This is a genomic window from Picosynechococcus sp. PCC 7117, from assembly GCF_001693275.1.
Classification (GTDB): Bacteria; Cyanobacteriota; Cyanobacteriia; order Cyanobacteriales; family MRBY01; genus MRBY01.
Genome location: NZ_CP016477.1, coordinates 124,696 through 147,960 on the forward strand (window position 1 = coordinate 124,696; position 23,265 = coordinate 147,960).

The 23,265-nt window shown below is 49.4% G+C and carries 24 protein-coding genes and 1 tRNA gene; 10 read left to right on the top strand and 15 right to left on the bottom strand.

The genetic code is table 11. From position 1 onward, the window contains the following. Nucleotides 1-16: 16 nt before the first annotated feature. Nucleotides 17-1,195, bottom strand: coding sequence for an aldo/keto reductase (locus tag AWQ22_RS00640; RefSeq protein WP_065709867.1), 1,179 nt, complete (start codon nt 1,193-1,195; stop codon nt 17-19). A 350-nt stretch (nt 1,196-1,545) separates the two neighbouring features. Between AWQ22_RS00640 and AWQ22_RS00645 the strand changes: the two genes are divergently transcribed. Next, nucleotides 1,546-2,040 carry a glutathione peroxidase gene (locus AWQ22_RS00645; RefSeq protein WP_030006736.1) on the top strand — a complete coding sequence of 165 codons (495 nt, stop codon included), beginning with the start codon at nt 1,546-1,548 and terminating at the stop codon, nt 2,038-2,040. A 99-nt stretch (nt 2,041-2,139) separates the two neighbouring features. Here AWQ22_RS00645 and AWQ22_RS00650 read toward each other — a convergent pair whose 3' ends face one another. Then, a complete protein-coding gene (locus AWQ22_RS00650; RefSeq protein WP_065709868.1) occupies nt 2,140-2,940 on the bottom strand; it encodes a glutathione S-transferase family protein in 801 nt (266 codons plus the stop codon). 117 nt (nt 2,941-3,057) lie between these two features. Between AWQ22_RS00650 and AWQ22_RS00655 the strand changes: the two genes are divergently transcribed. Then, entirely contained in the window at nt 3,058-3,417 is a 360-nt protein-coding gene (locus tag AWQ22_RS00655) for a single-stranded DNA-binding protein (RefSeq protein WP_030006734.1), read from the top strand. Between the two features lie 133 nt (nt 3,418-3,550). Here the strand turns inward: AWQ22_RS00655 and AWQ22_RS00660 are convergent, their stop codons facing one another. From AWQ22_RS00660 to AWQ22_RS00670, 3 genes are all read right to left on the bottom strand, one after another. Next, the gene (locus AWQ22_RS00660) at nt 3,551-5,305 is read right to left on the bottom strand and encodes an ABC transporter ATP-binding protein (RefSeq protein ID WP_065709869.1); all 1,755 of its coding nucleotides are present in this window, start codon (nt 5,303-5,305) and stop codon (nt 3,551-3,553) included. A 65-nt stretch (nt 5,306-5,370) separates the two neighbouring features. Then, nucleotides 5,371-6,870, bottom strand: a complete 1,500-nt coding sequence (locus AWQ22_RS00665) for a UDP-N-acetylmuramoyl-L-alanyl-D-glutamate--2,6-diaminopimelate ligase (RefSeq protein ID WP_232321415.1) — start codon at nt 6,868-6,870, stop codon at nt 5,371-5,373. Nucleotides 6,871-6,974: 104 nt separating this feature from the next. Then, nucleotides 6,975-7,526, bottom strand: a complete 552-nt coding sequence (locus AWQ22_RS00670) for an NUDIX hydrolase (protein WP_065709871.1) — start codon at nt 7,524-7,526, stop codon at nt 6,975-6,977. Nucleotides 7,527-7,731: 205 nt separating this feature from the next. Between AWQ22_RS00670 and der the strand changes: the two genes are divergently transcribed. Together der and AWQ22_RS00680 are read left to right on the top strand one after the other, a co-directional pair. Further along, entirely contained in the window at nt 7,732-9,093 is a 1,362-nt protein-coding gene (gene der / locus AWQ22_RS00675; RefSeq protein WP_012305762.1) for a ribosome biogenesis GTPase Der, read from the top strand. 47 nt (nt 9,094-9,140) lie between these two features. Continuing rightward, on the top strand, nt 9,141-10,370 hold the full coding sequence (locus tag AWQ22_RS00680; protein WP_084448933.1) for a trans-acting enoyl reductase family protein: 1,230 nt from the start codon (nt 9,141-9,143) through the stop codon (nt 10,368-10,370). Nucleotides 10,371-10,480: 110 nt separating this feature from the next. Here the strand turns inward: AWQ22_RS00680 and AWQ22_RS00685 are convergent, their stop codons facing one another. The 4 genes from AWQ22_RS00685 to AWQ22_RS00700 form a co-directional block, all read right to left on the bottom strand. Next, entirely contained in the window at nt 10,481-11,323 is an 843-nt protein-coding gene (locus AWQ22_RS00685; RefSeq protein WP_012305764.1) for a formate/nitrite transporter family protein, read from the bottom strand. Between the two features lie 615 nt (nt 11,324-11,938). After that, entirely contained in the window at nt 11,939-12,598 is a 660-nt protein-coding gene (gene trmH / locus AWQ22_RS00690; RefSeq protein ID WP_012305765.1) for a tRNA (guanosine(18)-2'-O)-methyltransferase TrmH, read from the bottom strand. A 37-nt stretch (nt 12,599-12,635) separates the two neighbouring features. Continuing rightward, on the bottom strand, nt 12,636-13,022 hold the full coding sequence (locus AWQ22_RS00695; protein ID WP_065709872.1) for a GFA family protein: 387 nt from the start codon (nt 13,020-13,022) through the stop codon (nt 12,636-12,638). Between the two features lie 10 nt (nt 13,023-13,032). Then, the gene (locus AWQ22_RS00700; RefSeq protein ID WP_012305767.1) at nt 13,033-13,476 is read right to left on the bottom strand and encodes an Rrf2 family transcriptional regulator; all 444 of its coding nucleotides are present in this window, start codon (nt 13,474-13,476) and stop codon (nt 13,033-13,035) included. 216 nt (nt 13,477-13,692) lie between these two features. Between AWQ22_RS00700 and AWQ22_RS00705 the strand changes: the two genes are divergently transcribed. After that, nucleotides 13,693-14,079 (top strand): AbrB family transcriptional regulator, encoded by a 387-nt coding sequence (locus tag AWQ22_RS00705; RefSeq protein WP_012305768.1) that lies wholly within the window; start codon nt 13,693-13,695, stop codon nt 14,077-14,079. A gap of 70 nt (nt 14,080-14,149) precedes the next feature. On the opposite strand, the gene AWQ22_RS00710 is transcribed toward AWQ22_RS00705, so the two are convergent. Genes AWQ22_RS00710 through AWQ22_RS00720 form a run of 3 tightly spaced genes read right to left on the bottom strand, consistent with a single transcriptional unit; the run spans nt 14,150 to nt 15,485 of the window. After that, nucleotides 14,150-14,788, bottom strand: coding sequence for a bifunctional 4-hydroxy-2-oxoglutarate aldolase/2-dehydro-3-deoxy-phosphogluconate aldolase (locus AWQ22_RS00710; RefSeq protein ID WP_065709873.1), 639 nt, complete (start codon nt 14,786-14,788; stop codon nt 14,150-14,152). Continuing rightward, nucleotides 14,785-15,201: a heavy metal-responsive transcriptional regulator gene (locus AWQ22_RS00715; protein ID WP_065709874.1), complete on the bottom strand. Its 417-nt coding sequence runs from the start codon at nt 15,199-15,201 to the stop codon at nt 14,785-14,787. Before AWQ22_RS00715 ends, AWQ22_RS00710 begins: the two co-directional genes overlap by 4 nt. Further along, nucleotides 15,201-15,485, bottom strand: a complete 285-nt coding sequence (locus AWQ22_RS00720) for a hypothetical protein (RefSeq protein ID WP_065709875.1) — start codon at nt 15,483-15,485, stop codon at nt 15,201-15,203. The genes AWQ22_RS00715 and AWQ22_RS00720 overlap by 1 nt, the downstream gene beginning before the upstream one ends. A gap of 178 nt (nt 15,486-15,663) precedes the next feature. Between AWQ22_RS00720 and AWQ22_RS00725 the strand changes: the two genes are divergently transcribed. Further along, nucleotides 15,664-16,542, top strand: a complete 879-nt coding sequence (locus tag AWQ22_RS00725; RefSeq protein WP_012305772.1) for a carbohydrate ABC transporter permease — start codon at nt 15,664-15,666, stop codon at nt 16,540-16,542. Nucleotides 16,543-16,548: 6 nt separating this feature from the next. Here the strand turns inward: AWQ22_RS00725 and murJ are convergent, their stop codons facing one another. Continuing rightward, the gene (gene murJ, locus AWQ22_RS00730; RefSeq protein WP_065709876.1) at nt 16,549-18,150 is read right to left on the bottom strand and encodes a murein biosynthesis integral membrane protein MurJ; all 1,602 of its coding nucleotides are present in this window, start codon (nt 18,148-18,150) and stop codon (nt 16,549-16,551) included. Nucleotides 18,151-18,371: 221 nt separating this feature from the next. On the opposite strand from murJ, the gene psbZ reads away from it, so the two are divergent. The 4 genes from psbZ (at nt 18,372) to AWQ22_RS00750 (ending at nt 21,934) form a co-directional block, all read left to right on the top strand. After that, nucleotides 18,372-18,560: a photosystem II reaction center protein PsbZ gene (psbZ, locus tag AWQ22_RS00735; protein WP_012305774.1), complete on the top strand. Its 189-nt coding sequence runs from the start codon at nt 18,372-18,374 to the stop codon at nt 18,558-18,560. Nucleotides 18,561-18,702: 142 nt separating this feature from the next. Then, nucleotides 18,703-19,179 (top strand): 6,7-dimethyl-8-ribityllumazine synthase, encoded by a 477-nt coding sequence (gene ribH / locus AWQ22_RS00740; RefSeq protein WP_012305775.1) that lies wholly within the window; start codon nt 18,703-18,705, stop codon nt 19,177-19,179. A 99-nt stretch (nt 19,180-19,278) separates the two neighbouring features. After that, nucleotides 19,279-19,350 (top strand) — tRNA-Gly (locus AWQ22_RS00745). 196 nt (nt 19,351-19,546) lie between these two features. Further along, nucleotides 19,547-21,934 carry a transglycosylase domain-containing protein gene (locus AWQ22_RS00750; RefSeq protein WP_232321417.1) on the top strand — a complete coding sequence of 796 codons (2,388 nt, stop codon included), beginning with the start codon at nt 19,547-19,549 and terminating at the stop codon, nt 21,932-21,934. On the opposite strand, the gene rppA is transcribed toward AWQ22_RS00750, so the two are convergent. Both rppA and AWQ22_RS00760 read right to left on the bottom strand, forming a co-directional pair. Then, nucleotides 21,931-22,614 (bottom strand): two-component system response regulator RppA, encoded by a 684-nt coding sequence (gene rppA / locus AWQ22_RS00755; RefSeq protein ID WP_030006723.1) that lies wholly within the window; start codon nt 22,612-22,614, stop codon nt 21,931-21,933. The two genes, AWQ22_RS00750 and rppA, sit on opposite strands and share 4 nt — an antisense overlap. 205 nt (nt 22,615-22,819) lie before the next feature. Then, nucleotides 22,820-23,233: a DUF4278 domain-containing protein gene (locus tag AWQ22_RS00760; protein WP_065709878.1), complete on the bottom strand. Its 414-nt coding sequence runs from the start codon at nt 23,231-23,233 to the stop codon at nt 22,820-22,822. Nucleotides 23,234-23,265: the final 32 nt, after the last annotated feature.

Below are 23,265 nucleotides of genomic sequence, written 5' to 3' on the forward strand. Positions count from 1 at the left end.
TTTCTCAGGATAAAACTTAGCTCGTCGATAACCGTTGCACCGCTGCTCCTCCCAATAAATTATCGGCTTCCTGGAGGTACTGGAGAATGTGTTTGCGGTGGGGACTAAGGCGTAATACGTTGCGTAGATCTACCTCCGTTAAGCGGTCGGCTTTTTGGCCAGGAAACCAGTGGCCGCCGTTGCCCATCAGGTTGTAGCGGGCTTTGCCGTATTCAATCATGTCGTAGGCGATCGCCAAATTTCTGAGCCAGAGAATGACGGGGATATTAATCTGGTGCGGGGTTTGGTCGTAGGTCGGCAGGCCCACTTGCCAGGTCTTGGCCCAATCTTCTCCCAGGGAGGCGATCGCCTGATTTTCCAGTCGCGCGAGAATATCTGGCAAAATTTCATCGGCCCGCCCCAGCAGAGGGAGGGTTTCTAGGTGCTGATCAAAATCTGACGGACGCGCCGCCCCCACACTCAAAGTATGGATCTGGGGATGGGACAAACAAAATAAATCGTTAAACACCATTGGATGCAACGGCCTGCAGAGATCGACTAGCTTTTGGGGTGGATTGTAAAGATGTCCCCCCTTATCTGATGGGCTAATGATAAATACCCCCATATCCTGCTGCGTTGCTGCTTCGATGGCCCGCCAATTGTCCTGATTAATCCAATACCAGTGCAGATTCACATAATCCATCGCCCCCGTTTCGATGGTTTTCACAATCAAATCCGTCGAACCATGGGTCGAAAAACCAATGTGACGAATCCGTCCCGCCCGCTGCAATTCCTGGGCGACTTCTAAACAACCCCGTTCAAAGGTGAACTTAAATATTTCCTCGTTATTAATGCCGTGGATACCAAATAAATCCACATAATCCAGTTGCAAATAATTGAGGGATTTTTCAATTTCGCGCCGAAATGCCTGGGGATCAGCCTTTGGGGAAACCTTTGTTTGGATAATGAGATCTTCTCGTTTAAATTGCGATAAGACCCACCCAAGTTGCATTTCTGACGTGCCGTACCCACGCGCCGTTTCGATGTGGTTAATGCCCAGCTCAAGCGATCGCCGAATCGTTGCCGCTAGATTTTTTTGGTTGTCAGCAGGAATTTTCGCGGGGTCTTGATCCTGCCACTTAAACTGATAGCGCATCCCGCCACAGGAAAAAACAGGCATTTGCAGTTCGGTGCGACCAAAGCGACGATATTGCATAGATCTCAAGCGTATTTCTTAACTTCTATTGGGAGGTATTCAGAAAAAACATTATAACGAAGAAAAAATCTCGTCCCTAAGCGGCAAAGGCTGTTCTGCCTCTGACAAAACAAAACGCGCCTATTTAAACTCAACTGATCAAAGCAACAAACCATCGGTTCTTAAGACATCGCCCCCAGTCTTGTTGGTCTTTGTTATACTATTGCTGCTGTTCAAGCATTATGGGGAGAGTAGCGGCAAAAATTATGCAGAGATCTTATCTCTAAGACTCATTTACACTCTGCTGAAATAATGAATATAATGCTTGCGAGATTGTTTCAAACAGCTTCTACAAATATTTTTTCGAGTTTATGACGACACAAACGCCTACTTCTATTTATGATTTTTCGGCCACGGCCATCGATGGCACATCGGTCGATCTTAGTACCTATAAAGATCAGGTTTTATTGATTGTCAATACAGCCAGCCAATGCGGATTCACCCCCCAATACAAAGGTTTGCAGGCGCTCCATGAACAATATGGCGGCAAAGGTTTAGTCGTCCTCGGCTTCCCCTGTAACCAGTTTGGCCAACAAGAACCCGGCAACGAATCGCAAATTCAATCATTTTGTGAAACTACGTTTGGGGTTTCTTTTCCGATGTTTCAAAAAATTGATGTTAATGGCAGCAATGCCCACCCGTTATATCAATATTTAACCAAGGAAGCGCCCGGTATTTTGGGGACAAAAAATGTGAAATGGAACTTCACAAAATTCCTTATTAACCGTCAGGGTCAAGTGGTAAAACGCTATGCACCCACGGCAACACCGGAGGCGATCGCCAAAGATATCCAAGAATTGCTTTAAAAACTATCTGCTTCAGAAAACGTCCTAGTTTCTGACACTAATTTAACCCCCAGGCTTACATAAAACTTGGGGGCTTTTTTTCTTTATAAGAACAATCAATTAATCGATTTCAATGGTTGTGGGCGCGCCATCTTCGGTCTTTGACTCACGATTACTCCCTGTTTCTTGGCGGAACTCGCGATAAAGGCGATCGCGCCACTCAAAAAACGGCGCATATTCCGCATTATCCCCCAAGCCCGGAATGCCCTTACCTTTGAGGTAGTCAGGGATATCAAAATAGTTCCCCTCAGGAAATTTGAGCAAAATACTCAGGGCGGCCACGGAAAAATCCGCCAAAGTTGGCTGGTCGCCGATTAAATAGGGTTGTTGCTGGACAAGCAAGGTTAACGCTTCGAGATCCTGCCTCAGACCCCGCTGGGCTTCTTTTACCGCGTCACCACCAAGACCAACGCCCGCCCCAAAGAAATCTAAAACATCCCCTGGCACAGCCCCCAGAAGATTTTTAAAGAGATCAGGCACCTGCTTCGGCACAATGGAGGTGCGGAAGTTAGGGTTTTGGTTGAGGGCACCAATGAAGGCTTTTCGACCTTTCAAGCCAATGGACTCATCGGCCCATTCTTCCATGATCAAACATTGGGCCCGTTGCACTGGAGCGGTAGGAATAATCGGTTTTTCGGGATATTTGCGGTCAAGGTAAAAAGCAATTTCTGTGGAGTCACTGATTACCGTATCGCCATCTTTGAGGACAGGCACTTGACGCTGACCCGACATTTTATATACATCCAGTTGACCGATACCGGGGGTCACTTCGATTTTTTTGTACTCTAAACCCTTGTAATCGAGGATTAAGCGGACTTTTTCCGAAAACTGGGATAGTTCAAATTGGTATAACGCCAACATAGGGGTTCGCCTTGATGATTGAGTAGGTAAATCACTCACACCTTACAAAACTTCACAACAAATTGCCATCAGAACTTGTGGCACAATAAAGCAGAACAGTTGTATGGAAAGTCAACGATGACCATTAACCTCGTAAATCTTGTGGGCCGGGCCGGTGGGGATCCGGAAGTGCGCTATTTCGAGTCGGGTAGTGTGCTGTGTAATTTGACTTTAGCGGTAAATCGTCCTACCAGCCGGACGGATCAGCCGGATTGGTTTAATTTAGAGATTTGGGGAAAAACAGCAGAAATCGCCGCTAATTATGTGAAAAAAGGCAGTCTGCTCGGCATCCAAGGCACTTTAAAGATTGAGACTTTCACGAATCGCAATGGCCACGAATCGTCTAAGCCAGTAATTCGGGTTAATCGTCTAGATTTGCTGGGTTCTAAGCGGGATGTGGATCCCAATGCGGTAGATAGTTATAACAACTACGGGTAAACACCCTGCGCCTGCGGCACTTTCCTTAAGGGACGCCCCTCTAACTCCCCTTAATGGAGGCACCCCTCTAACTCCCCTCAAGGGGAGAATTGCACCCTTTGCCTGCACCACCTCCCTCCAGGGAGGATATTTTTTAGAGGCCTTGGGGAATTGCGGCGATGAGTTGTTTGGTGTAGTCCTGTTGGGGATTGCGGTAAATTTGGTCAGCCGTACCCACTTCCTCGATTTTGCCTTTGTTCATCACGATGATGCGATCGCCCATAAATTTCACAACGCTGAGGTCGTGGGAAATAAAAATATAGGTCAGTTGAAATTCCGCTTGGAGTTCCTTCAGCAGATTTAACACTTGGGCCTGGACAGAGACATCTAGGGCCGATACGGATTCGTCGCAGATAATAAATTGGGGTTCAATGGCCAAGGCCCGCGCAATACAAACCCGTTGCCGTTGGCCGCCCGACAGTTCGTGGGGATAGCGGTTTACCCATTGAGGATTGAGACCTACCCGCTCTAACAGATATTGCACTCGCTCAAGGCGTTTTTTCTTGTCTCGCTTGATATTGTGAATGATTAACGGTTCGGCGATCGCCCGGCCAATGGTCATGCGGGGATTGAGGGAATTGTAAGGATTTTGGAAGACAATTTGCATCTCCCGGCGCAGTTGTCGGAGGCGCTTACTCCGGGCTGGGAGTTGGGCAATATTTTCGCCCCGAAACCAAATGTCGCCACTGAGGGGTTGAATCAGTCGCAAAATGGCCCGGGCAAGGGTGGATTTACCGCACCCGGATTCGCCCACTAGACCGAGGGTTTCCCCCGGATAGAGATCAAAGGAAACATTATTAACGGCCATGAAATACCGTTGCCCCGTCAAAAGAAAATTACGGCTTGGATAACCCACCTGGAGCTTTTGCACAGATAGGAGCGGTTTTTGTTTAATTAGGGCTTCGAGGCGCTTTTTATCGGCTTCTAGGGAGACTTCTGCCAGTAAATTTAGATCCGGCTGTCGCTCTTGGATCACGACGGTTTGGGTGTCGGGATCGGTTTCAACACTCATATAGTCGGCGACGGTCGGCAGCAGGACTAATTTTTGATCAAGGCGGGGCCGACAGGCCAGTAACCCTTTGGTATAAGGATGTTGGGGCGCTTTGAAAATCCGTTCGATGGGGCCTTGCTCAACAATTTTCCCCCGGTACATTACCGCCACTTCGTCAACAAGTTCCGCAATCACCCCCAAATCGTGGGTGATAAAAATTAGAGACATTTGCCGGGCCTGACAAAGATCCCGCAACAGTTGCAAAATCGTCGCTTGCACAGTCACATCGAGGGCGGTGGTGGGTTCGTCCGCAATTAATAGCGTCGGATTAGAGGCGATCGCCATGGCAATCATCACCCGTTGCAGTTGGCCCCCGGACAATTCATGGGGATAGCGTTTCATCACCTCGGCGGGCAATTGCACTTCCTGGAGTCGGGCGATCGCCTGTTGGCGGGCCTGGGCTGGGGTGACATTTTGGTGCAATAAAATTGCTTCGGTAAGCTGAAACTCCACGTTATAAACGGGATTAAGGGAACTCATGGGTTCCTGGAAAATCATTGCAATCTCGCCACCGCGATAGGTACGCCGCTCCCATTCGGGCAAACTTTGGAGATCGAGGGGTTCTGTGTCTGGGGTCGCCTTAAAGAAAATTTCGCCCCCGGTGACGCGGCCTGGTTTTTGGATCAGCCCCATCAGTGCAAGGGATGTGACCGATTTGCCGGAGCCGGATTCCCCCACGATGCCGAGGGTCTGGCCCCGTTTAAGCTGAAAGCTAATTTGATCAACCGCGAGATTGGTTTGATTTTCGCTGGTGAAGGCCACCTGCAGTTGACGGACATCGAGAACCAGATCACTCATGGGGGCAGTTTTTTTACTAGACTCAGGCAGAGAAATTTATAGAAAAATTTATGTTGATTGTAGCGTTAGGGGGTTTTGGGGTGGCGATCGCCGAGGGCTTTGCGGGCTTCCTCTCGGTCATCGAAGTGAATTTTTTCGGTGCCCAGAATTTGATAGTCTTCATGGCCTTTACCAGCGATGAGAACCCCGTCCCCCGGTTGGGCCTCTAAAATGGCCCGTTGAATTGCCGTGGCCCGGTCTGCTTCCACGAGAAACTGAATATTTTCGGGAATCCCTTTCACCACATCGGCCAAAATTTGCTTGGGGTCTTCCGTGCGCGGATTATCGGAGGTCACCACAGCCCAATCTGATTGCGTCGCGGCGATTTTTCCCATCAAAGGTCTTTTGGTGCGATCGCGATCGCCACCGCAACCAAACACACAGATCATTTTTTTCGCGATAAAAGGCCGGGAGGCTTTCAGGAGATTTTCTAAACTGTCGGGGGTGTGGGCATAGTCAACGATGACGCTAATGTCTTGATCCTCAGCCACGATCACCCGTTCCATGCGCCCCGGCACCCCTTGGAATTGGGGCAAACAGGTAATCATCTGGTTTAAATCCAAACCCAAGGCCAGACCTGCACCGACGGCGGCCATCACATTTTCGAGATTAAACTGACCGACTAGGGGCGACGTGAATTCTACCGTGCCCATGGGCGTTTTTAGGCGACCTTGAACTCCCGTCGCGGTGTAGATCAGGCGATCCATGTAAAGATCCGCTGCGGCATCTTGGAGGCTATAACCCCAGGCTTTTTCACCGAGTTTGTGGGCGAGGCGATCGCCATAGGGATTATCCAAATTCACCACTGCCCTGCCGTGGCAATATTCCTCGTTAAAAAGCAGGGCTTTCGCCTGGAAATAGTCCTCCATCGTCGGGTGGTAATCCAGGTGATCCTGGGTGAGATTGGTGAAAACGGCCACATCAAATTGACAACCCTTAACGCGATTTTGGTGCAGCGCATGGGAACTCACTTCCATCACCGCGTGGGTATTGCCCGCTTCGAGGGCTGCCGCAAAGTTTTTCTGGAGATCGATGGCGAAGGGAGTCGTGTGGGTGGCAATTTTTTCGTAGCCGGGCCAGCGGGTGTAGAGGGTACCGATGAGGGCCGTGGGCTGTTGGGCGGCTTGGAGGAAATATTCAATTAAGTGGCTGGTGGTGGTTTTGCCGTTCGTCCCCGTCACCCCAACCAGTTTTAAACTTGCAGTGGGTTTTTCGTAGAAAAGGTTGGCAATTTCAGCACAGGCGATCACAGGGTCAGCAACGGGAATGACGCATTCGCCCTTGGTCGCGGGAAATTTTTCGAGGGCCTTTGGACTGACCACAGCGGCGATCGCCCCAGCTTCGATAGCCCCTTGCCAAAACTCGCCCCCATCGACGCGGGTACCGGGCAAACCAATGAACAGATCCCCAGGCATTACGGCTTGGGAGTTGCTCGCCAATCCTTTGACGACCTGCTGGAGCATCGGGTGATCCGGCAGGGATTCAATGGCCGATACCTGTTTTAAAAGTGCGCCTAGCTGCATCATTTGCCTCCAAATCCTGGGATTTTCCCGATTTTAGTCTGTGCTCAGGGAAATTTTGTCATCTCAGTAGCAGTTTAGCTCAATTTTTCGTTGGACTAACGCGGTATTTAGTGGGTCAAGAAAGGTTTAGCGAGATAGTAACTGGCAATGGTTTTGGCATCGAGGCGATCGCCATTATGGATTTTCGCTTCCAACTCCTCTGGACTCAACAAAAGCACCTCAATATCCTCGTCGACGTCCTGGGCTGGAGGAGTGGCTAATTTTTCTAAATCCGTCGCCAAAAAAGCATAGATCCACTCGTCAGAATAGCCTGGGCAAAGGGGGAATTTCCCCAGCGATCGCCAATTTTTTGCCCCATAACCCGCTTCCTCTGGTAGTTCCCGTTGCACCGTGCTGAGGGGGTCTTCCTCGGTTTCAATCGTTCCCGCCGGAAATTCGATAATCCGCCCTTGGAGGGCAAAGCGATATTGCCGTACCACCACCAACTGACCCTCATTGGTCACAGGCACCACCAACGCGCCCCCCGGATGACGGATCGCCCCATAATCACCAACGGCCCCATTGGGTAACCGCAGACGATTCACTTCGTAGGCAAATTTCGAGCCACTGTACATCAAGAGAGGTTTAATCACCTCAGGCAGTTCATTGTGGGAAACCATGGGAAAAATTACAGGATAAAGAATAGGAAAAGAGGAGCCGGAATCGGGGCGATCGCCTTAAAAATTGGTATGATTAAATATTCTGAGTTTTGATGTTGGCGTTTATATCATAATTTTTTGAAGCAAAACAGACCGCTTGTACTAAAGCTTAGCGAGTCCCCCCGTCATTATCCAGTCTTTTTCCCCTGATTCAAGCAGAGTCCCTATGAAACTCCCCATTATTGCCGTGATCGGTCGTCCCAACGTGGGCAAATCTACCCTCGTCAACCGCATTGCTGGCGATCAACAGGCGATCGTCCATGACCAGCCCGGCATTACCCGCGATCGCACCTATCGGCCTGGTTTTTGGCAAGACCGCAATTTTCAGATTGTCGATACGGGCGGGATTGTTTTCGATGACCACGAAGAATTTTTACCTTTAATCCGCGAACAAGCGGCGATTGCCCTTGCCGAAGCAGCCGTGGCCCTTTTTGTGGTGGATGGCCAAGCCGGATTAAATGCCGCCGACCAAGAAATTGCCGACTGGTTGCGCCAACAAAATGTCCCTGTTGTCCTGGCCGTGAACAAATGCGAATCCCTCGAACAGGGCTATACCCAAGCAGCTGAATTTTGGGAGCTGGGCATGGAAGAACCTTTCCCCATCTCGGCGATCCATGGCAGTGGCACCGGCGATCTTTTAGACAAAGTGATCGAATACCTCCCCACGATCACCGATGTCGAAGAAGATACCACCATTAACGTCGCGATCATTGGCCGCCCCAACGTCGGTAAATCGAGTCTGCTCAATGCCCTCACCGGAGAACAACGGGCGATCGTCAGTCCGATTTCTGGGACGACTCGCGATGCCATTGACACAATCATCGAACGCAACGGCCAACAATATCGTCTCATTGATACCGCTGGCATCCGCCGGAAAAAAAACGTGGATTATGGGGCCGAATTTTTTAGCATTAACCGTGCCTTTAAAGCGATTCGTCGGGCGGATGTAGTACTTTTTGTGATTGATGTTTTAGATGGGGTGACCGAACAGGATCTCAAACTAGCGGGTCGGATCATTGACGAAGGCCGGGCGGTGATCATCGTTGCCAACAAGTGGGATGCTGTCGAGAAGGATACCTACACAATCAACCAATACCGCAAAGAGTTGCAAGCGCGTCTATTTTTCATGGAATGGGCCGAAATGCTCTTCATTAGCGCCCAGACTGGTCAGCGGGTGAATAAAATCCTGGATTTAGTTGATCAAGCCGCCGAATCTCACCGTCGCCGCGTTTCTACCGCCGTGATTAATGAGGTGATCCAAGAAGCGGTTTCCTGGCATTCTCCCCCCACCAGTCGCCAAGGAAAACAGGGCCGGATTTACTATGGCACCCAGGTGCGCAGTCAGCCGCCGACAATTTCTCTGTTTGTTAATGACCCCAAACGGTTTAACGATAGCTACCGCCGCTATATCGAGAAGCAATTTCGTCAGGATCTCGGTTTTGCGGGCACGCCGATCCGTTTGGTTTGGCGCGGTAAACGGGTGCGGGATGCAGAACGGGGCACCCCCAACCGAGCCACAAAGGTTTAGCGCAGACGATACACTGAAGGGCATCTTTGTCTGGGACACTAGGCGCTATGTCTTCTGAAAAAATGTCGTCATCGTCACCCCCCTATGATCTGATCGTGGTAGGGGCCACTGGTTTTGTGGGCCAAATTATTTGCCGCTATCTTTGTGACCATGCCGAACGTGAATCGTTTACTTGGGCGATCGCCGGCCGTTCAGCCGAAAAATTAGCCCAACTCAAGCACTCCTTGGGCATCCCAGGGGAGACCTTAGCAACCTTTGTTGTTGATGTGTTTGATCAAGGGACAGTGACGGCCCTCTGCGAGCAAACGAAGGTGATCCTCACAACGGTCGGCCCCTACAGTCTTTATGGAGAAACCTTGCTCCGGGCCTGTGCCACAACGGGAACTGATTATTGCGATCTGACCGGGGAAGTCCAGTGGGTCAAAAAGATGGTGACTAAATATGAGGTGATCGCCCAACAATCGGGGGCGCGGATCGTTCATTGTTGCGGCTTTGATTCGGTGCCGTCTGACCTTGGGGTGTATTTTTTGCAACAGCGGGCTTTAGAACAATTCAGAAAACCCTGTCGCCAAATTAAGATGCGCGTTAAGGCGGCCCAGGGAGGCATTTCTGGGGGGACGGCGGCCAGTGGCGTGAATCTGATCAAAGAGGCGATCGCCGACCCAGAGATCAAAGCGCTGTTGGCTAATCCCTATGCCCTCTGCCCCAAAGCCCCCAATCCCCAGCACCCAGCTCCCCTAATCCCGGTACAAATCGACCACACTTTCGGCGAATGGGTGACGCCCTTTATTATGGCAGCGGTGAATACCCCCATCGTGCTACGCTCCAATGCCCTACAAAATTGGGCCTATGGAGAGCAGTTCCAGTACGACGAAGGGCTGCTTACGGGGATCAGTGTTGGAGGTTGGTTGAAAGCCCAGGGTCTAAGCCTATTACTTAAAATCCTGGGAGGAACTGCGGCGATCGCCCCTGGCATCCTCGAAAAAATTGTCCCGGCCCCCGGCGAAGGGCCTTCCCCCAGCCAACAGCAAGCCGGATTTTATGATCTACGCTTTTGGGGCATTACTACTTCGGGTGAAGCTCTTATGGCAAAAGTCACTGGCGATCGCGATCCGGGCTATGGTTCCACCGCAAAAATTATCGCCCAAGCGGGACTCTGTCTAGCCAAAGATCATTTATCCCGATCCGGTGGCTTCTGGACGCCAGCCACAGCCATGGGTGAACATCTTATCGATCGCCTTATCGCTTACAGTGGCTTAACCTTCAGCATCCTTTGAGTTGATCTTGGCCCTCACGATTCAAAACATAGAAAAGGAGCGACCTGAGTCACTCCCTTTATTTCCCTAATTATTTTTATTTTGGCAATCGGTGGATTAAGCCCGATTTCCTAGCGCAGCACAGGATTTTTCATGGATTCTTCCATCGCCATTTGAGGAAGTCCTTGGGATTTCGTGTAGTGGGTCGAGTACAGCAGCGCACCGATGAAGATACCACCACCAATGATGTTACCAATCGTCACAGGCAGGAAATCCCAGAAGACCATATCCATACCAGAGATCGGCGCACCGAGAACCATGCCAGTCAAGATAAAGAACATATTGACCACGATGTGCTCCAGGCCGAGGGTGACGAACGCGAAGATCGGGAACCAGCAGCCCATAAATTTACCTGGGACGGACTTACTCACCATGCCCATCATCACAGCCAAACAAACTAGGAAGTTACAGAAAATACCACGGACAATGAAGAGGAAGAAACCATTGGTGCCCATTTCTTTCACTGCCACGGTCTTGGAGAGGGCGATTTCGATGATTTTTTCACCCACGGGGCTGGGGTCAGCAGTTCCTCCATTGGTAAGGGAGAACCCCATCAACAGGGCCACAAACAAACAACCTAAAAAATTACCCAGATAAACCCAAAGCCAATTATTAATAACTCTGCCAAACCTCACTCGTCTCGCCAACATTGCCGATGTCATCAGCGCAAAGTTGCCAGTGACCAGTTCCATCCCAAAGAGCACGATGGAGGCAAATCCCCAAGGGAAGAGAAGTGCTCCGAGGAATGGCAGACCACTTTGTACGGCGACGGTAACAGCGAGGGTAGTGGCAACGCCAAGAGCCAGACCAGAGTAGAAGCCACGGATGAGCAGATCTTTGACGGAAAGACGTGCTTTTGTTTCGCCTGCTTTGATACTGGCATCTACTAGTTCTTTGGGGATTACGTAGTCCATTATTTTCTCCTAATTTAAAACCGATGGGGAAACAAAAGGGTTATTGGTTTTTCTAAAGTCAATGCGCTTTGAGATTAACTTTTGAACCACAGATAAATTGTTCATGAAGAACTTAATTTTGCTTTTTCGGAATTTAATTCCAAAAGTTTAGCTCTGGATTTTTATTCTGCTGTGATATTCAGCCAAGAAAATTTCTTGATCTAAGTCAAAGCTAAGCACCACAATATTCTTGAGGAATTCTCCCGAAGAAAAATACTTTTAAATAAAATCAGTCTCCAATCACAATTGAAGCTTTATTTTCTGACTAACTGCAAAAAATATAGAGGATTCAAATTGTTTAGAAGAAAGTAATCTTCAGTTGGTTTTGCCAAGAAAATAATAATGCTTGGCAAAGTAGAGAACGAGCTACAAAAATCTTTTTAAAAGAGATTTTGCGCGTTTAATAGGTCATAAGTTAAACAAGGAAACCCTGAAAATGTGTAACCAAAGCTACGATTTTTGAGGGCACTTGAGTTCTATGCATGAATTGAATTACGTTTTTACATGAAAAACACCCAGGCAAGAATGATCGCGGCCATGGGTGTGTTGCAATGGGGTTGTTAGGGCTGACTCGGGTCAGGTTGGAATGATTTGACCTTCTGAATCTAGCGGGGGATAGGGTAATTGGCGATCGCGGTAATGGGCGACAAGTTCAGGGTAGCCCCACTCAAAGACCTTCTGACGGTAGAACTCTGGATCTAGGCGCGGTTGGTCATAAAATCCAGCCTGGAGGCGTTGGCGTTGTGCCTCAAAGAGAATCACCGCTGCGGCCACGGAAACATTAAGGGACTGCACCATCCCTAACATCGGAATGATAATGTGACCATCTACAAGCTCTGCGGCTGTGTCGCTGACCCCCCACCGTTCGGCCCCCATCAAAATTGCTGTGGGTTGCGTATAGTCAATGGTGCGATAATCAACGGCGCGATCGCTTAAATGGGCCGCATAGATTTTAAAGTTTTGCTGGTGGAGCTGATCGATGGCTACGGTAACGTCAGGGTGACGATTTAAATCAACCCATTTCTCACTGCCTTGGGCCACCTGGGAGTAAGTATCGAGGACATCACCATCTGCGACCTGATTCATTGCATGGACAGCCATCACCCCCACCGCATCACAGGTACGAATAATCGCGGAAATATTGTGGGGTTTGTGGACATCCTCCATGAGGACAGTGAGGTCAGGTTGACGACGGTCTAAGGTTTGGCAAATGCGTTGATATCTTCTCGACAGCACAATCTTATTTTTTAGCTAACAGCACAGGATCCAGATTTTAGGTGATTTGGGAAAGATTGTCTTCCCAATTTTCCCCATCAAAAAATATAATCTCAAAGACATCTAATAGATTTTCATCTAAACAGCGCAGATTCACATCGATACTATCGGGATGGGAGCGGGGTAGATAAAAAGAATGGACGCCACAACGCCGACAAAAAAGGTGGGTTGCTTGGTGGGTATTAAACTGGTAGGCCGTTAGCAGATCTTGTCCTTGGAGTAAATGGAAATCTGCCTGGGGGACAATGATATGGAGAAATCCTTTTTTACGACAAATAGAACAGTTACAGTCAAGGGCTTGAAAGTTTCTCAAGGCGACTTGGAAGCGAACACCACCACAATGACAGCCACCACCATAACGTTTCGGTGTAGAAAAATTAGACATTGTAAAAACTTCAAATAACAAAACTTGTGGCTTCTCCCTGGGCTGCTTTCCAACTGCGGGCGTCGTAATACAAATCAGCAAGGGTAATGTTATAAAGGGCTTCTTGGAGTTTTTGGTGGAGCCGCTGCCAGAGACTAAAGGTAACCCAATCTTCGGCTTGGTCGGGGTGGGGTTCATGGTGGGGGAGCGGTTCAATGGTTTCACCGATGGCCTGGAGAATTTGACCTAGGGAAATATCTTCGGGTTTCGATAGTAATTGATATCCCCCTTGGGCACCACGGACTGAACGAAGAATTCCGGCTCGACGCATCTCAATCAACAGCTTCTCAAGGTATGGGGCAGGGAGGTTTTGGCGTTTGGCGATCGCCTTTACGGAGGTGGGGCCATAACCGGGTTGCAAACTAATATCGAGTAAAGCTTTAACACTGTAATGACCTCTGGTGGTTAGCTTCATGGCTACCTTTTTTGAAAAAATTTTGGCATGTTAGGAAAGAATGCGATTATTTTTGCCAAAAAAAATCGCCTTAACCTCTATTTTAAGAGAGAATAATGTAAGATAAACGTGAGAAACAGCTAATTTAAAAGTTTAAGGTGCGCAGCGAAGTAAAAAAAGAATTCGCAGGCTTCATCCCATAACTCTCATTTATCGTCATTCATTCGTAATAAGTAAATGGCTACAAAGAAAAAGATTGAAACATTGACCGGTGATGCACTGCTCGCAAAAGTTAAGGAGCTTGAAAACCACAGTAAAGAAGAAAAAGCAAGAGCTTGCGGCTATTACACGATCACCAAGAATGGGGTTGAACGTGTCAATATGATGAAGTTCTATAATGCTCTCATCGAAGCAGAAGGGGTGCAGTTAGATAGCAATACAAATGCCCAAGGTCGGGGTGGTCGTGCTGCCACCTATCGTATTAGTGTACAGTCCAATGGGAATCTTTTGATTGGGTCTGCCTACACTAAAAAAATGGGACTCCAGCCCGGTGATGAATTTGAAATTTCTTTAGGTCGCAAGCATATTCACCTCAAACAACTGGGTGCCGATGGTGATGATTAAATTTTCCTAGGAATTAATCTGCACAAATCGAGATAGCGATCGCCATGGTGGGGGTCGTTTTTTGTGGAAATTACCATTGACTGGGGTGATGTTGCTGGATGCGCTGGCTAAGTTCCGGCCATTCTTGTTTTGCGAGCATCGCGGGGGGAAAGAGATCGCTCGAAAGGCCAACGGCGATCGCCCCGGCTTGGATCAAGTCTGGGCCATTGGTGAGGCTAACGCCCCCAGTGGGAATGAGAGGAATGTGGGGTAAAGGGGCTTGGAGACAACGGATAAAACTAGCGCCACCAACGGCTTTAATGGGAAATACCTTGACGCCGTCACTACCCCAACGCCAGGCCTGGTAGATTTCGCTTGGGGTTAAGGCTCCCAGAACCATGGGAATATCCTGGTGATGGGCAATCTGGATTAACTCCCGGTCACTGTGGGGGCTGAAAGCGAAGGTAGCACCACAGGCGATCGCCTCTTTTAAATCTGTGGGCGTGAGGATCGTGCCCGTGCCGATGATTGCCTGGGGAAATTTTTCCCGCAGGGTCGCAATGATGTGGCCAGCTTGGTCACTATTCCAGGTGATTTCAATGAGCTTTAATCCCCCGTTAATCGCGGTTTCAGCCATTTTTATTCCCAGTTGCCAATTCGTGGTTCGAATAACGGCGATCGCCCGGTGTTCTCGGAGTTGTGCAAACCAGCGTTGTTGGAGGGGGGTCATTGCAAATTTGGACAAATGGTCGATGGGGGCTGGGGCTGATCGGAAAAATCTTGCCAACCAGACAGAATACCCTGTAATTCCCCCTTTAGGATCGTCAGGGCGGCCATTTGCTGATTAATTTCTTGGAGTTGCGCTTCTAATAACTCCCTAATTACCCCACAGGGCAATGTTCCTTGGTCGCGCACTGATAGGATCTTGCCAATGTCTTCGAGGCTTAAACCGAGGGACTGGGCCCGTTTAATAAATGCCAACCGAGCAAAGACCGCCGCCGAAAAAAGTCGATAACCCTTTGGCGATCGCCCCATCACTGTGGTCAACAACCCCAGATCCGCATAGTAGCGAATCGTTTTTACCGGTAAACCACTCTGTTGGGCCACTGTCCCAATTTTGAGACCATAATCTGCCGTTGCCATTAGCGTTGTCTTTCGTTCATCAACTGGGGCAGCGGCACATTTACTTCCGTGGGGGGTAAATAACGACGTGGTAAAACCCGATTGAGATCCCGTTGATCGCGGCGGATACGAGACCAGCGAATGGCGATCGCCCCTAATACAAATCCCAAACCGATGCTAAATAAACCCCAATGCTCATCGACACCCCCAATGACCACTTCGATTAAACCCATCACAATCAAGAAGCTAGACACTGGCTCCTTGCGATATAAACGCTTAACAGTTCGTCGATTGAAACGGGCCATAGAATTTTCCAGGGAAATTTTCCACAGGGGCTGAAAAATAATGAATAACGATTACCTTTAGCTTAACAAATTGGCGCTTCTCCTTGGTTCAGGAGCGGTCCCCAAATCACCGTCTATGTCGGGCAACCTTAGATTTTTGCCTTAAGATACATTTTGACTCTGCGCCCCGGTATTCCCCATGAAACTTTCAACCAAGTTCCTGACGCCATATCTTTTTCTGCTACCGGCCCTTGCCATTTTGGGCCTAGCGGTAGCTCTCCCGGCCCTCCAAGCGTTTTACCTTAGTTTCACCGAGTACCAATACGACCTGACCCAAACGCCCCGTTGGATCGGCTTTAAAAATTTTGCCCTGCTGCTCCAGGACGATTTATTTTGGAAAACCTTGGGTAATACGGTGTTGTACCTGATTGGGGTCGTACCGATACTGGTGAGTTTTTCCTTAGCCTTGGCCATTTTGGTGAACCAGAGTCTCCGGGGGATTACTTGGTTTCGGGCGGCTTTTTATACCCCAGTGATCGTTTCTCTGGTGGTGGCGGGAATTGCCTGGCGCGCTCTGTATGCCTCCAATGGTTTTTTTAATCAACTTCTGAAGCAAGTCGGTTTAGGGGATGGGATTCCTTGGCTCACGGATCCCAAACTCGCCCTCTGGAGTGTGATGTTGGTGACCATTTGGAAAGGACTGGGCTATTACATGGTGATCTATCTGGCAGGATTGCAGGCGATTTCCCCGGAACTGTATGAAGCAGCTTCCCTAGATGGTTCGGACGGTTGGCGCAAACACCTAGACATTACGGTGCCCTTGATGCGTCCTTACATTTTGCTGGTGTCCGTGATTTCAGCGATTTCGGCGACGAAGGTTTTCGAGGAAATTTACGTGATGACCCAGGGAGGCCCCTTGAACGCTTCAAAAACGGTAGTCTATTACCTCTATGAGCAGGCGTTTCAAAATTTAGAGATCAGCTATGCTTGCACCATTGGCCTAGTCTTGTTCCTGGTAATTTTTGTCCTCTCAATTTTTAATCTTTATCTGTCTCGCCAAACCAACCAAGGCTTTTAGCTTCCCTTAACGACGCTTAAGCTTACCTTTGATGCGCTGCCAAAAAATCTCTAACTCTGGCAATTTCAACAAACTCGCAAGGCTAAAGAAAATAACCAAAGAAAAGGCGATCGCCACGAATAATTCCAAGCCCTGCACATAGAGGTTTTGGCCGAAACTCAAGGATTCTACCCCCAGCGAAATTCCCCAGCTTACAAATCCAGCGGCGATCGCTGCCCCCGTTAAGCCCAGCAAATTCAAGCCCCATTCTCCCAAGGGCAATCCGCCGAGGCGACGATTTAAGATCCCAAGCATCATAATGATCGAAAAAACATTGACCCCAATCGTGGCAAAGACCAAACCCGGCGTCTGGAATTGGTTCACCAAAATAAAATCTAAAAACCCATTCAAAAAGATATTAAAAACACTAATCCGTGACGGCGTGACCCCATCCCCCAAGCCATAGAAAACCCGCACCAACACATCCCGTCCCAGGTAGAAAAACATCCCTATCCCATAGGCCATCAAAACCGGAGCAACGATGGCCGTCGCTTCCGCCGCAAAAGCATTGTATTCGTAGATAATCCGGATAATCGTCCGCGCCTGGGAGACAAAAATTGCACTCAGGGGCAACATCGAAAGGGCCGTGAGCAACAAACCCTGACGAATGCGAATCTTTAAATCATCCCAATTTTCTGGGGCCGCCAACCGCGAAAACACAGGCAACAACGGTACCAAAATCATGTTGGAAATAATCCCCAAGGGCGTGAGGACGATGAAATTGGCATAGCGCATCGCCGCCGCCGCACTCTCAATGTAGGAGGCAAAATACATATCCGTATAAACATTGATATGCAGCATCCCCGAAGACAAGGTGGCGGGCAACATCACCCGCATCACATCCTTCACCCCTGGAATATTCAGATCCAATCGAGGCCGCAGAGTCCCCAAACCCGATTTCCACTGAGCAAACACCTGGGCGAGCCACTGCCAAACCGCACCAACGAGGGTCGTTCCAGCGAGGACAATACAGCCCAACTGCATATATTCGGGGGCGCTGGCCTGTTCCCCCAAAATCCAGATCAAGCTGCCGACCCCGATCACCACACTGAGGCTCGAAAACAACGGGCTAATCCCCGGTAGCCAATATTGATCCGAGGCATTTAACACCCCGAAACCAATGCCAATCAGACCCGCAAAGACCGCCAACGGAGCCATAATCTGCAACTGCAAAATCGCCAACTCCCGCACCGTTCCCTCTAAGCCTGGGGCTACCAAGTCAATGAAAAATCCCGCAAAGACCACCAGCAAAACGGTGATCAACAGGAGTCCCCCCGTCACCAGGGTAGAAACCGTTTCTACGAGGGGCGCAGCATCTTTTTGATCTCGCTTGGCCAAGATACTCACGAGGGCACTGTGGAACGGCCCATTGATTCCCCCCAACAGAATGAGCAAAAAGCCCGGAATAATGTAGGCATAGGCATAGGCATCGACCACTGGCCCCACCCCAAATGCCCGGGCGATCGCCTGCTCTCGCACCAAGCCGAATACCTTACTAATCAGGGTGGCGATCGCCACAACCCCCGCAATACCAGCTAGCGAACGAGACTTTCGAGGAGAATCAGTCACAATCTTTTAGGAATTTAAAAAACACAATAAAAAGCGAAAAGCTTTCCCATTCTCACCGAGAATGCCTTCTTTGAGAATCACTTGCGGCCCCATCTACCAGAGAAGGTCAATTTTCTGGTAGCTTACTATAAACAATGAAAACTTTAGGATTTTCAAAACCCTATTTGGCATCCTAAGCCCATAAACCCCATTTGCTTGCTGTCTTGGGAGAATTTTAAAAAATGACTATTTTATTTCAACTTGCCCTTGCTGCCCTCGTGGCCCTTTCGTTCCTGATGGTAATTGGTGTTCCCGTTGCCTATGCTTCCCCCACCAACTGGGAACAGTCCAAATCCTTGATTTTTGTCGGTTCCATTGCTTGGACTGTTCTGGTCATTGCCGTCGGTGTCCTGAATTTTTTCGTGATCTAACCACGCATATTCCTATGTCTGGCGATCAGGACGGCCCTGATCTCCCCCAAGGTGCAATCTTCTGCGTTGGCAACCTCAACGTGATTGCACCTTAATTTTTTTATTAATTTCCCCCTTTACACCTTTTCTCTACAAATCCATTATGGCTACCTTTGAAGGAACCTATAACGACAACACCCAAGCGCTCAAATTGGCGATCGTCATCGGTCGTTTCAATGACCTGGTAACAAGCAAGCTCCTCGCAGGCTGCCAAGACTGTCTCCGTCGCCATGGAGTCAATACCGATCCAGAAGGAGCGCAAATCGATTACATTTGGGTGCCCGGCTGTTTTGAAATTTCCCTAGTCGCCAAAAAACTGGCCGATTCTGGTAAATACGATGCCATCATTTGTCTTGGGGCGGTGATTCGGGGCGATACTCCCCACTTTGATTACGTTGCGGCTGAAGTTTCCAAGGGAGTTGCGGCGGCGGCATTCCAAACGGGCGTACCGGTTATTTTTGGCGTCCTGACCACAGATACCATGCAGCAGGCCCTCGAACGAGCCGGGATTAAGAATAACCTCGGTTGGGGCTACGCTCTCAGTGCTTTAGAAATGGCGAGTCTGATGGGAAAGATTTAAGCGTTGGGGCGATCGCCAACGGGATCTCAAAAAAAATCAACGAGACCCTTGACATCTTCGTTTTTTCTTGGCATAGTTGTATACGTGCTCAGCACGCAAGCGGGTATAGCTCAGCGGTAGAGCGTCACCTTGCCAAGGTGAATGTCGCGCGTTCGAATCGCGTTACCCGCTTAACTAAAAAACTAATCAAACAATAAAATAACCTCATCATTGGCCTGGTACAATCGTTGCGATTTGCTATAGACTGTCTGGAATATTCGAGCACATTTGTTAAACTGGCTCCGAATCAAAGATTGCGATGAGCCATATCGCTTAATTCGAGCCATGCTTAGAGGATTTCGGCGTGTTTAATTTTGTCAGAAAGTCAGTGTCTCAACCCCTAGAAGACAACACCAATCAATTGCAGAGTGGGTCACAACCTGGGGCTAGCTCTGACCATGACTTACAAGGTGCTGAAAGGGTAGCCATGGACGGGGGAGAATTACCACAAACCATTACAGATAACGGCGCATCACCCCAAAAGCCACAGCGAAAATCAAAAAGACGACGTTGGCGGCTTTGGCTATTGGCGGGACTTGTGCTTGGGGTTGGCAGTGGCAGTTTTCTTATCTACCGGGGCTGGCAGGAACTAGAGGCACTGGTACCGGAAAATGTCGATGAAATCTTAATTTATACACGTCCGGGTACCCTCACCATTCAAGCAGCCGATGGCAGTGTCATTGAAGAGGTAGGGCCTGTTTCCCATGATCGGGTCAAAATCTGGGCCGTACCAACGACTTTAACCGAGGCGTTTATTGCCAGTGAAGACCGACGCTTCTATGAACATTTTGGGGTGGATTTACAGGGGGTCGCACGGGCCGCCTACATGAACTTTCGGGCAGGCAGAGTCGTAGAAGGGGGCAGTAGCATTACGCAGCAGGTGGCGCGTATTGTCTTTTTGAACCAGGAAATGACCCTAGCGCGTAAGGTCAAGGAAATGCGCTTGGCAACAAAATTAGAAGAACAGTTCTCCAAGGAGCAGATCCTAGAAAGTTATCTAAATTTAGTTTATCTAGGCTCCGGGGCCTATGGTGTCTCGGATGCGGCTTGGGTTTATTTTGGTAAAAATTTAGAAGAATTGACCCTAGGGGAAACGGCGATGATTGCGGGTTTAGCGCCAGCCCCCAGTTTATATTCACCGTTTGTTAATCTCCAGGCGGCGACGGTGCGGCGGGATCAGGTGCTAGAGCGGATGTGGGAAGAGGGTTATATTTCTCAGGCCGAGTATGAAACGGCGATCGCCACCCCCATTGAAACGAATCGGCAAACGCCCCAACGTTTACTGCGCAAATACCCCTATTTTGCTGATTATGTGAAGGCAGAACTGAAACGGTACCTTTCCCCAGAGCAGTTGGAAACGGGCAGTTTTGTCATTGAAACGACCTTAAATCCTCAATGGCAGGAGTGGTCAGAGGCGGTTGTGGCGGAAGGAATTACGAACTACGGACGTTATCAACGCTTTGAACAGGCGGCGATGGTGAGCATCGATCCCCGCAGTGGCCAGATTAAAACGATGGTTGGGGGTTTAGATTTTGAAAATAATCAATATAACCGCGTCACCCAAGCCCAACGGCAACCGGGTTCGACCTTCAAAATGTTTGTCTATGCAGCGGCGATCGCCTCTGGGATGTCTCCCAATGCAACCTATGTTGACCAAGAATTTGCCATTGATGGCTACCGTCCGAAAAACTATTCCGGTACCGTCAGCAATCAAGCCGTTTCCCTCACAGAAGCTCTGACAAAATCGATCAATACCATCGCCCTGAGTGTGATGCTTGATGTGGGTTGGGACCCGATCATTAATCTCGCCCACCGCATGGGCGTTGAATCGGAGATGAAGCCCACCTATTCCCTAGCTCTGGGAGCCTGGGAAGTGAATTTACTAGAGCTAACCGCCGCCTATGGCACCCTCGCAAATGGTGGCGCTTATCAGCCTGTGTATGGCATTAGTCGAATTCTTGATCGCAATGGCAAGGTCGTTTACCAAGCGAACCGCAAACCGATCCAAGCCATTGATTCTGATAGTGCCGCCATCATGACCTATATGCTGCGAAATGTCGTGAGTAGCGGTACCGGCAGCCAAGCGAATATTGGTCGTCCGGTGGCCGGGAAAACAGGCACCTCTGATCAGGCGCGAGACCTGTGGTTTATTGGTTACATCCCCCAAATGGTAACAGGGGTTTGGCTCGGCAATGACGATAATAAACCCACCTGGGGAGCCAGTAGTACGGCGGCGCGCCTTTGGGGTGATGCAATGCGTCAAATTGCGGCGGCCATGACGGTGGAAGATTTTCCCAAATTACCAAATTTGAATAATCGCGTCGGTTCTATTGCCGCAGAACCAATCCAAGGGGGCGCGAAAAAAACGAAGGTCGTTGCCACAGATACAGAAGAAAAAACCAGCACCACAAATTCAGAAGCACAAGAGACCACGGAAGCATCCTCTGATGAGCGCCCAACCCCAGAGGCAGCGGCGACAACACCGACGAACAATGATAATAAAGCTGTGGTCGACAATGAAATTAAGCCCCCAGCACCGGCCTTTGACTTCACTGATCCGGCGGATACTGTACCTCCCCTTGCCCCCTTACCGAGGAATAATCGACCTGCATCCACCGCAACGCCACCGAGTCCGCCTGCGGCCCCGAGACCAGCTCCTACGAATGTTGATGTGCCGGCTCCCCCTGTCATTCAAAAGAAGGAAACAGCTCCCTAGGTATTCTGCTCGCCAAAGTAATATCCTTTTCCGTAGATGGTGTGGATTAGAGGGCGATCGCCTTTTGCTTCTACCTTGCGTCGTAGCAAGCGTACCAGAGCCGCCAGCACATTACTGCTGGGAGATTCATCGCCATCTTGCCAGAGGTGTTGATAAATTTGCTCGTGGGTCAGGAGTTGAGCTGGGTGCTCCATAAAATAGCTCAGGAGTTGCAACTCCCGATCCGAGAGGCGAATGGCCCGGCCAGCACGGTAGGCCATTTGGTTGGCGATATCTAATTCGAGATCGGCAATCTTTAAACGATTAGGTGGCTCTCCCCCCGGCGATCGCCTTAATAACGCCCGCACCCGGGCCAGCAGTTCCCGCAACTCAAAGGGCTTGACTAAATAATCATCGGCACCAGCATCCAGACCAGAAACCCGGTCGTCCACCGTATCCTTGGCCGTTAAAAATAAAATAGGCGTTGTGCGGCCTAGCGATCGCACCCGTTGGCAGATTTCAACCCCCGAATATTGCGGCAACATCCAATCCAAAATCAGTAGATCATACTCTTGATCGCAGGCCAGTTCTAACCCCTGCTGGCCAGTTTCTGCCAATGCCACGGTATGCCCTTCCCGTTGGAGCACTTGGCTAAGGGCGCCCCGTAATTCCCGTTCATCGTCTACCAACAAAATGCGCATGGTTACTTCCAAAACACCTTGATTCCCATTATTCCCGAAGAAGGAAACCTGACCCAAGGCGATCGCCGACCATTTTCCCAATAAAAAAGGAAGCAGCTTCCGTCTACTTCCAACTAATATTCATTATTCTTACTGTTACGACTACTGGGGAGATTTACCTTGTTCCATCACCAGAGTCAGAAAGAGTTTAAATCAAAATCACAACTTACACCGAGGATAAAGCATTAGATTCCTGTTGCAGCAAGGTAATCAGTTGTTCGTCCCCCTGGGCTTGGGCCGTGTGGATCCGCCGTTCTAAGCTGCGGCGCATATTTTCTAGGTGCACACGCCGGGCGTCTTGACCCATTAATTTAGAGAGCTGTGGGACTCGTACCGGACAAGCTGCAGCGGCCGCTTCCTGTTGCTGTTGGGCCGTCGCTTTAACCACAGGTTGCTGAATCGCGTAGGTGCCACTCCGATAGTGGAGGAGTACTGACTCAACATCCGGACGATCAACTGTTTGCGTTACACAGTGTCGCCGCACCGTTTGTCCACGATAACGACCTAAGATATCCCCTTCTGTCACTTCTAAGGTTGCGGGAAGAGAATCATAGGAAACACCACGATATGTCAATTTCATAGAGATTTCCTCACTGTGCCTCAAAACTTTTT

Bases quoted from the DNA above. Each gene is read 5' to 3' on its own strand.
- AWQ22_RS00640 (WP_065709867.1), bottom strand. From the start codon at position 1,195: ATGCAATATCGTCGCTTTGGTCGCACCGAACTGCAAATGCCTGTTTTT.
- AWQ22_RS00645 (WP_030006736.1), top strand. From the start codon at position 1,546: ATGACGACACAAACGCCTACTTCTATTTATGATTTTTCGGCCACGGCC.
- AWQ22_RS00650 (WP_065709868.1), bottom strand. From the start codon at position 2,940: ATGTTGGCGTTATACCAATTTGAACTATCCCAGTTTTCGGAAAAAGTC.
- AWQ22_RS00655 (WP_030006734.1), top strand. From the start codon at position 3,058: ATGACCATTAACCTCGTAAATCTTGTGGGCCGGGCCGGTGGGGATCCG.
- AWQ22_RS00660 (WP_065709869.1), bottom strand. From the start codon at position 5,305: ATGAGTGATCTGGTTCTCGATGTCCGTCAACTGCAGGTGGCCTTCACC.
- AWQ22_RS00665 (WP_232321415.1), bottom strand. From the start codon at position 6,870: ATGATGCAGCTAGGCGCACTTTTAAAACAGGTATCGGCCATTGAATCC.
- AWQ22_RS00670 (WP_065709871.1), bottom strand. From the start codon at position 7,526: ATGGTTTCCCACAATGAACTGCCTGAGGTGATTAAACCTCTCTTGATG.
- der (WP_012305762.1), top strand. From the start codon at position 7,732: ATGAAACTCCCCATTATTGCCGTGATCGGTCGTCCCAACGTGGGCAAA.
- AWQ22_RS00680 (WP_084448933.1), top strand. From the start codon at position 9,141: ATGTCTTCTGAAAAAATGTCGTCATCGTCACCCCCCTATGATCTGATC.
- AWQ22_RS00685 (WP_012305764.1), bottom strand. From the start codon at position 11,323: ATGGACTACGTAATCCCCAAAGAACTAGTAGATGCCAGTATCAAAGCA.
- AWQ22_RS00695 (WP_065709872.1), bottom strand. From the start codon at position 13,022: ATGTCTAATTTTTCTACACCGAAACGTTATGGTGGTGGCTGTCATTGT.
- AWQ22_RS00700 (WP_012305767.1), bottom strand. From the start codon at position 13,476: ATGAAGCTAACCACCAGAGGTCATTACAGTGTTAAAGCTTTACTCGAT.
- AWQ22_RS00705 (WP_012305768.1), top strand. From the start codon at position 13,693: ATGGCTACAAAGAAAAAGATTGAAACATTGACCGGTGATGCACTGCTC.
- AWQ22_RS00710 (WP_065709873.1), bottom strand. From the start codon at position 14,788: ATGACCCCCCTCCAACAACGCTGGTTTGCACAACTCCGAGAACACCGG.
- AWQ22_RS00715 (WP_065709874.1), bottom strand. From the start codon at position 15,201: ATGGCAACGGCAGATTATGGTCTCAAAATTGGGACAGTGGCCCAACAG.
- AWQ22_RS00720 (WP_065709875.1), bottom strand. From the start codon at position 15,485: ATGGCCCGTTTCAATCGACGAACTGTTAAGCGTTTATATCGCAAGGAG.
- AWQ22_RS00725 (WP_012305772.1), top strand. From the start codon at position 15,664: ATGAAACTTTCAACCAAGTTCCTGACGCCATATCTTTTTCTGCTACCG.
- psbZ (WP_012305774.1), top strand. From the start codon at position 18,372: ATGACTATTTTATTTCAACTTGCCCTTGCTGCCCTCGTGGCCCTTTCG.
- ribH (WP_012305775.1), top strand. From the start codon at position 18,703: ATGGCTACCTTTGAAGGAACCTATAACGACAACACCCAAGCGCTCAAA.
- rppA (WP_030006723.1), bottom strand. From the start codon at position 22,614: ATGCGCATTTTGTTGGTAGACGATGAACGGGAATTACGGGGCGCCCTT.
- AWQ22_RS00760 (WP_065709878.1), bottom strand. From the start codon at position 23,233: ATGAAATTGACATATCGTGGTGTTTCCTATGATTCTCTTCCCGCAACC.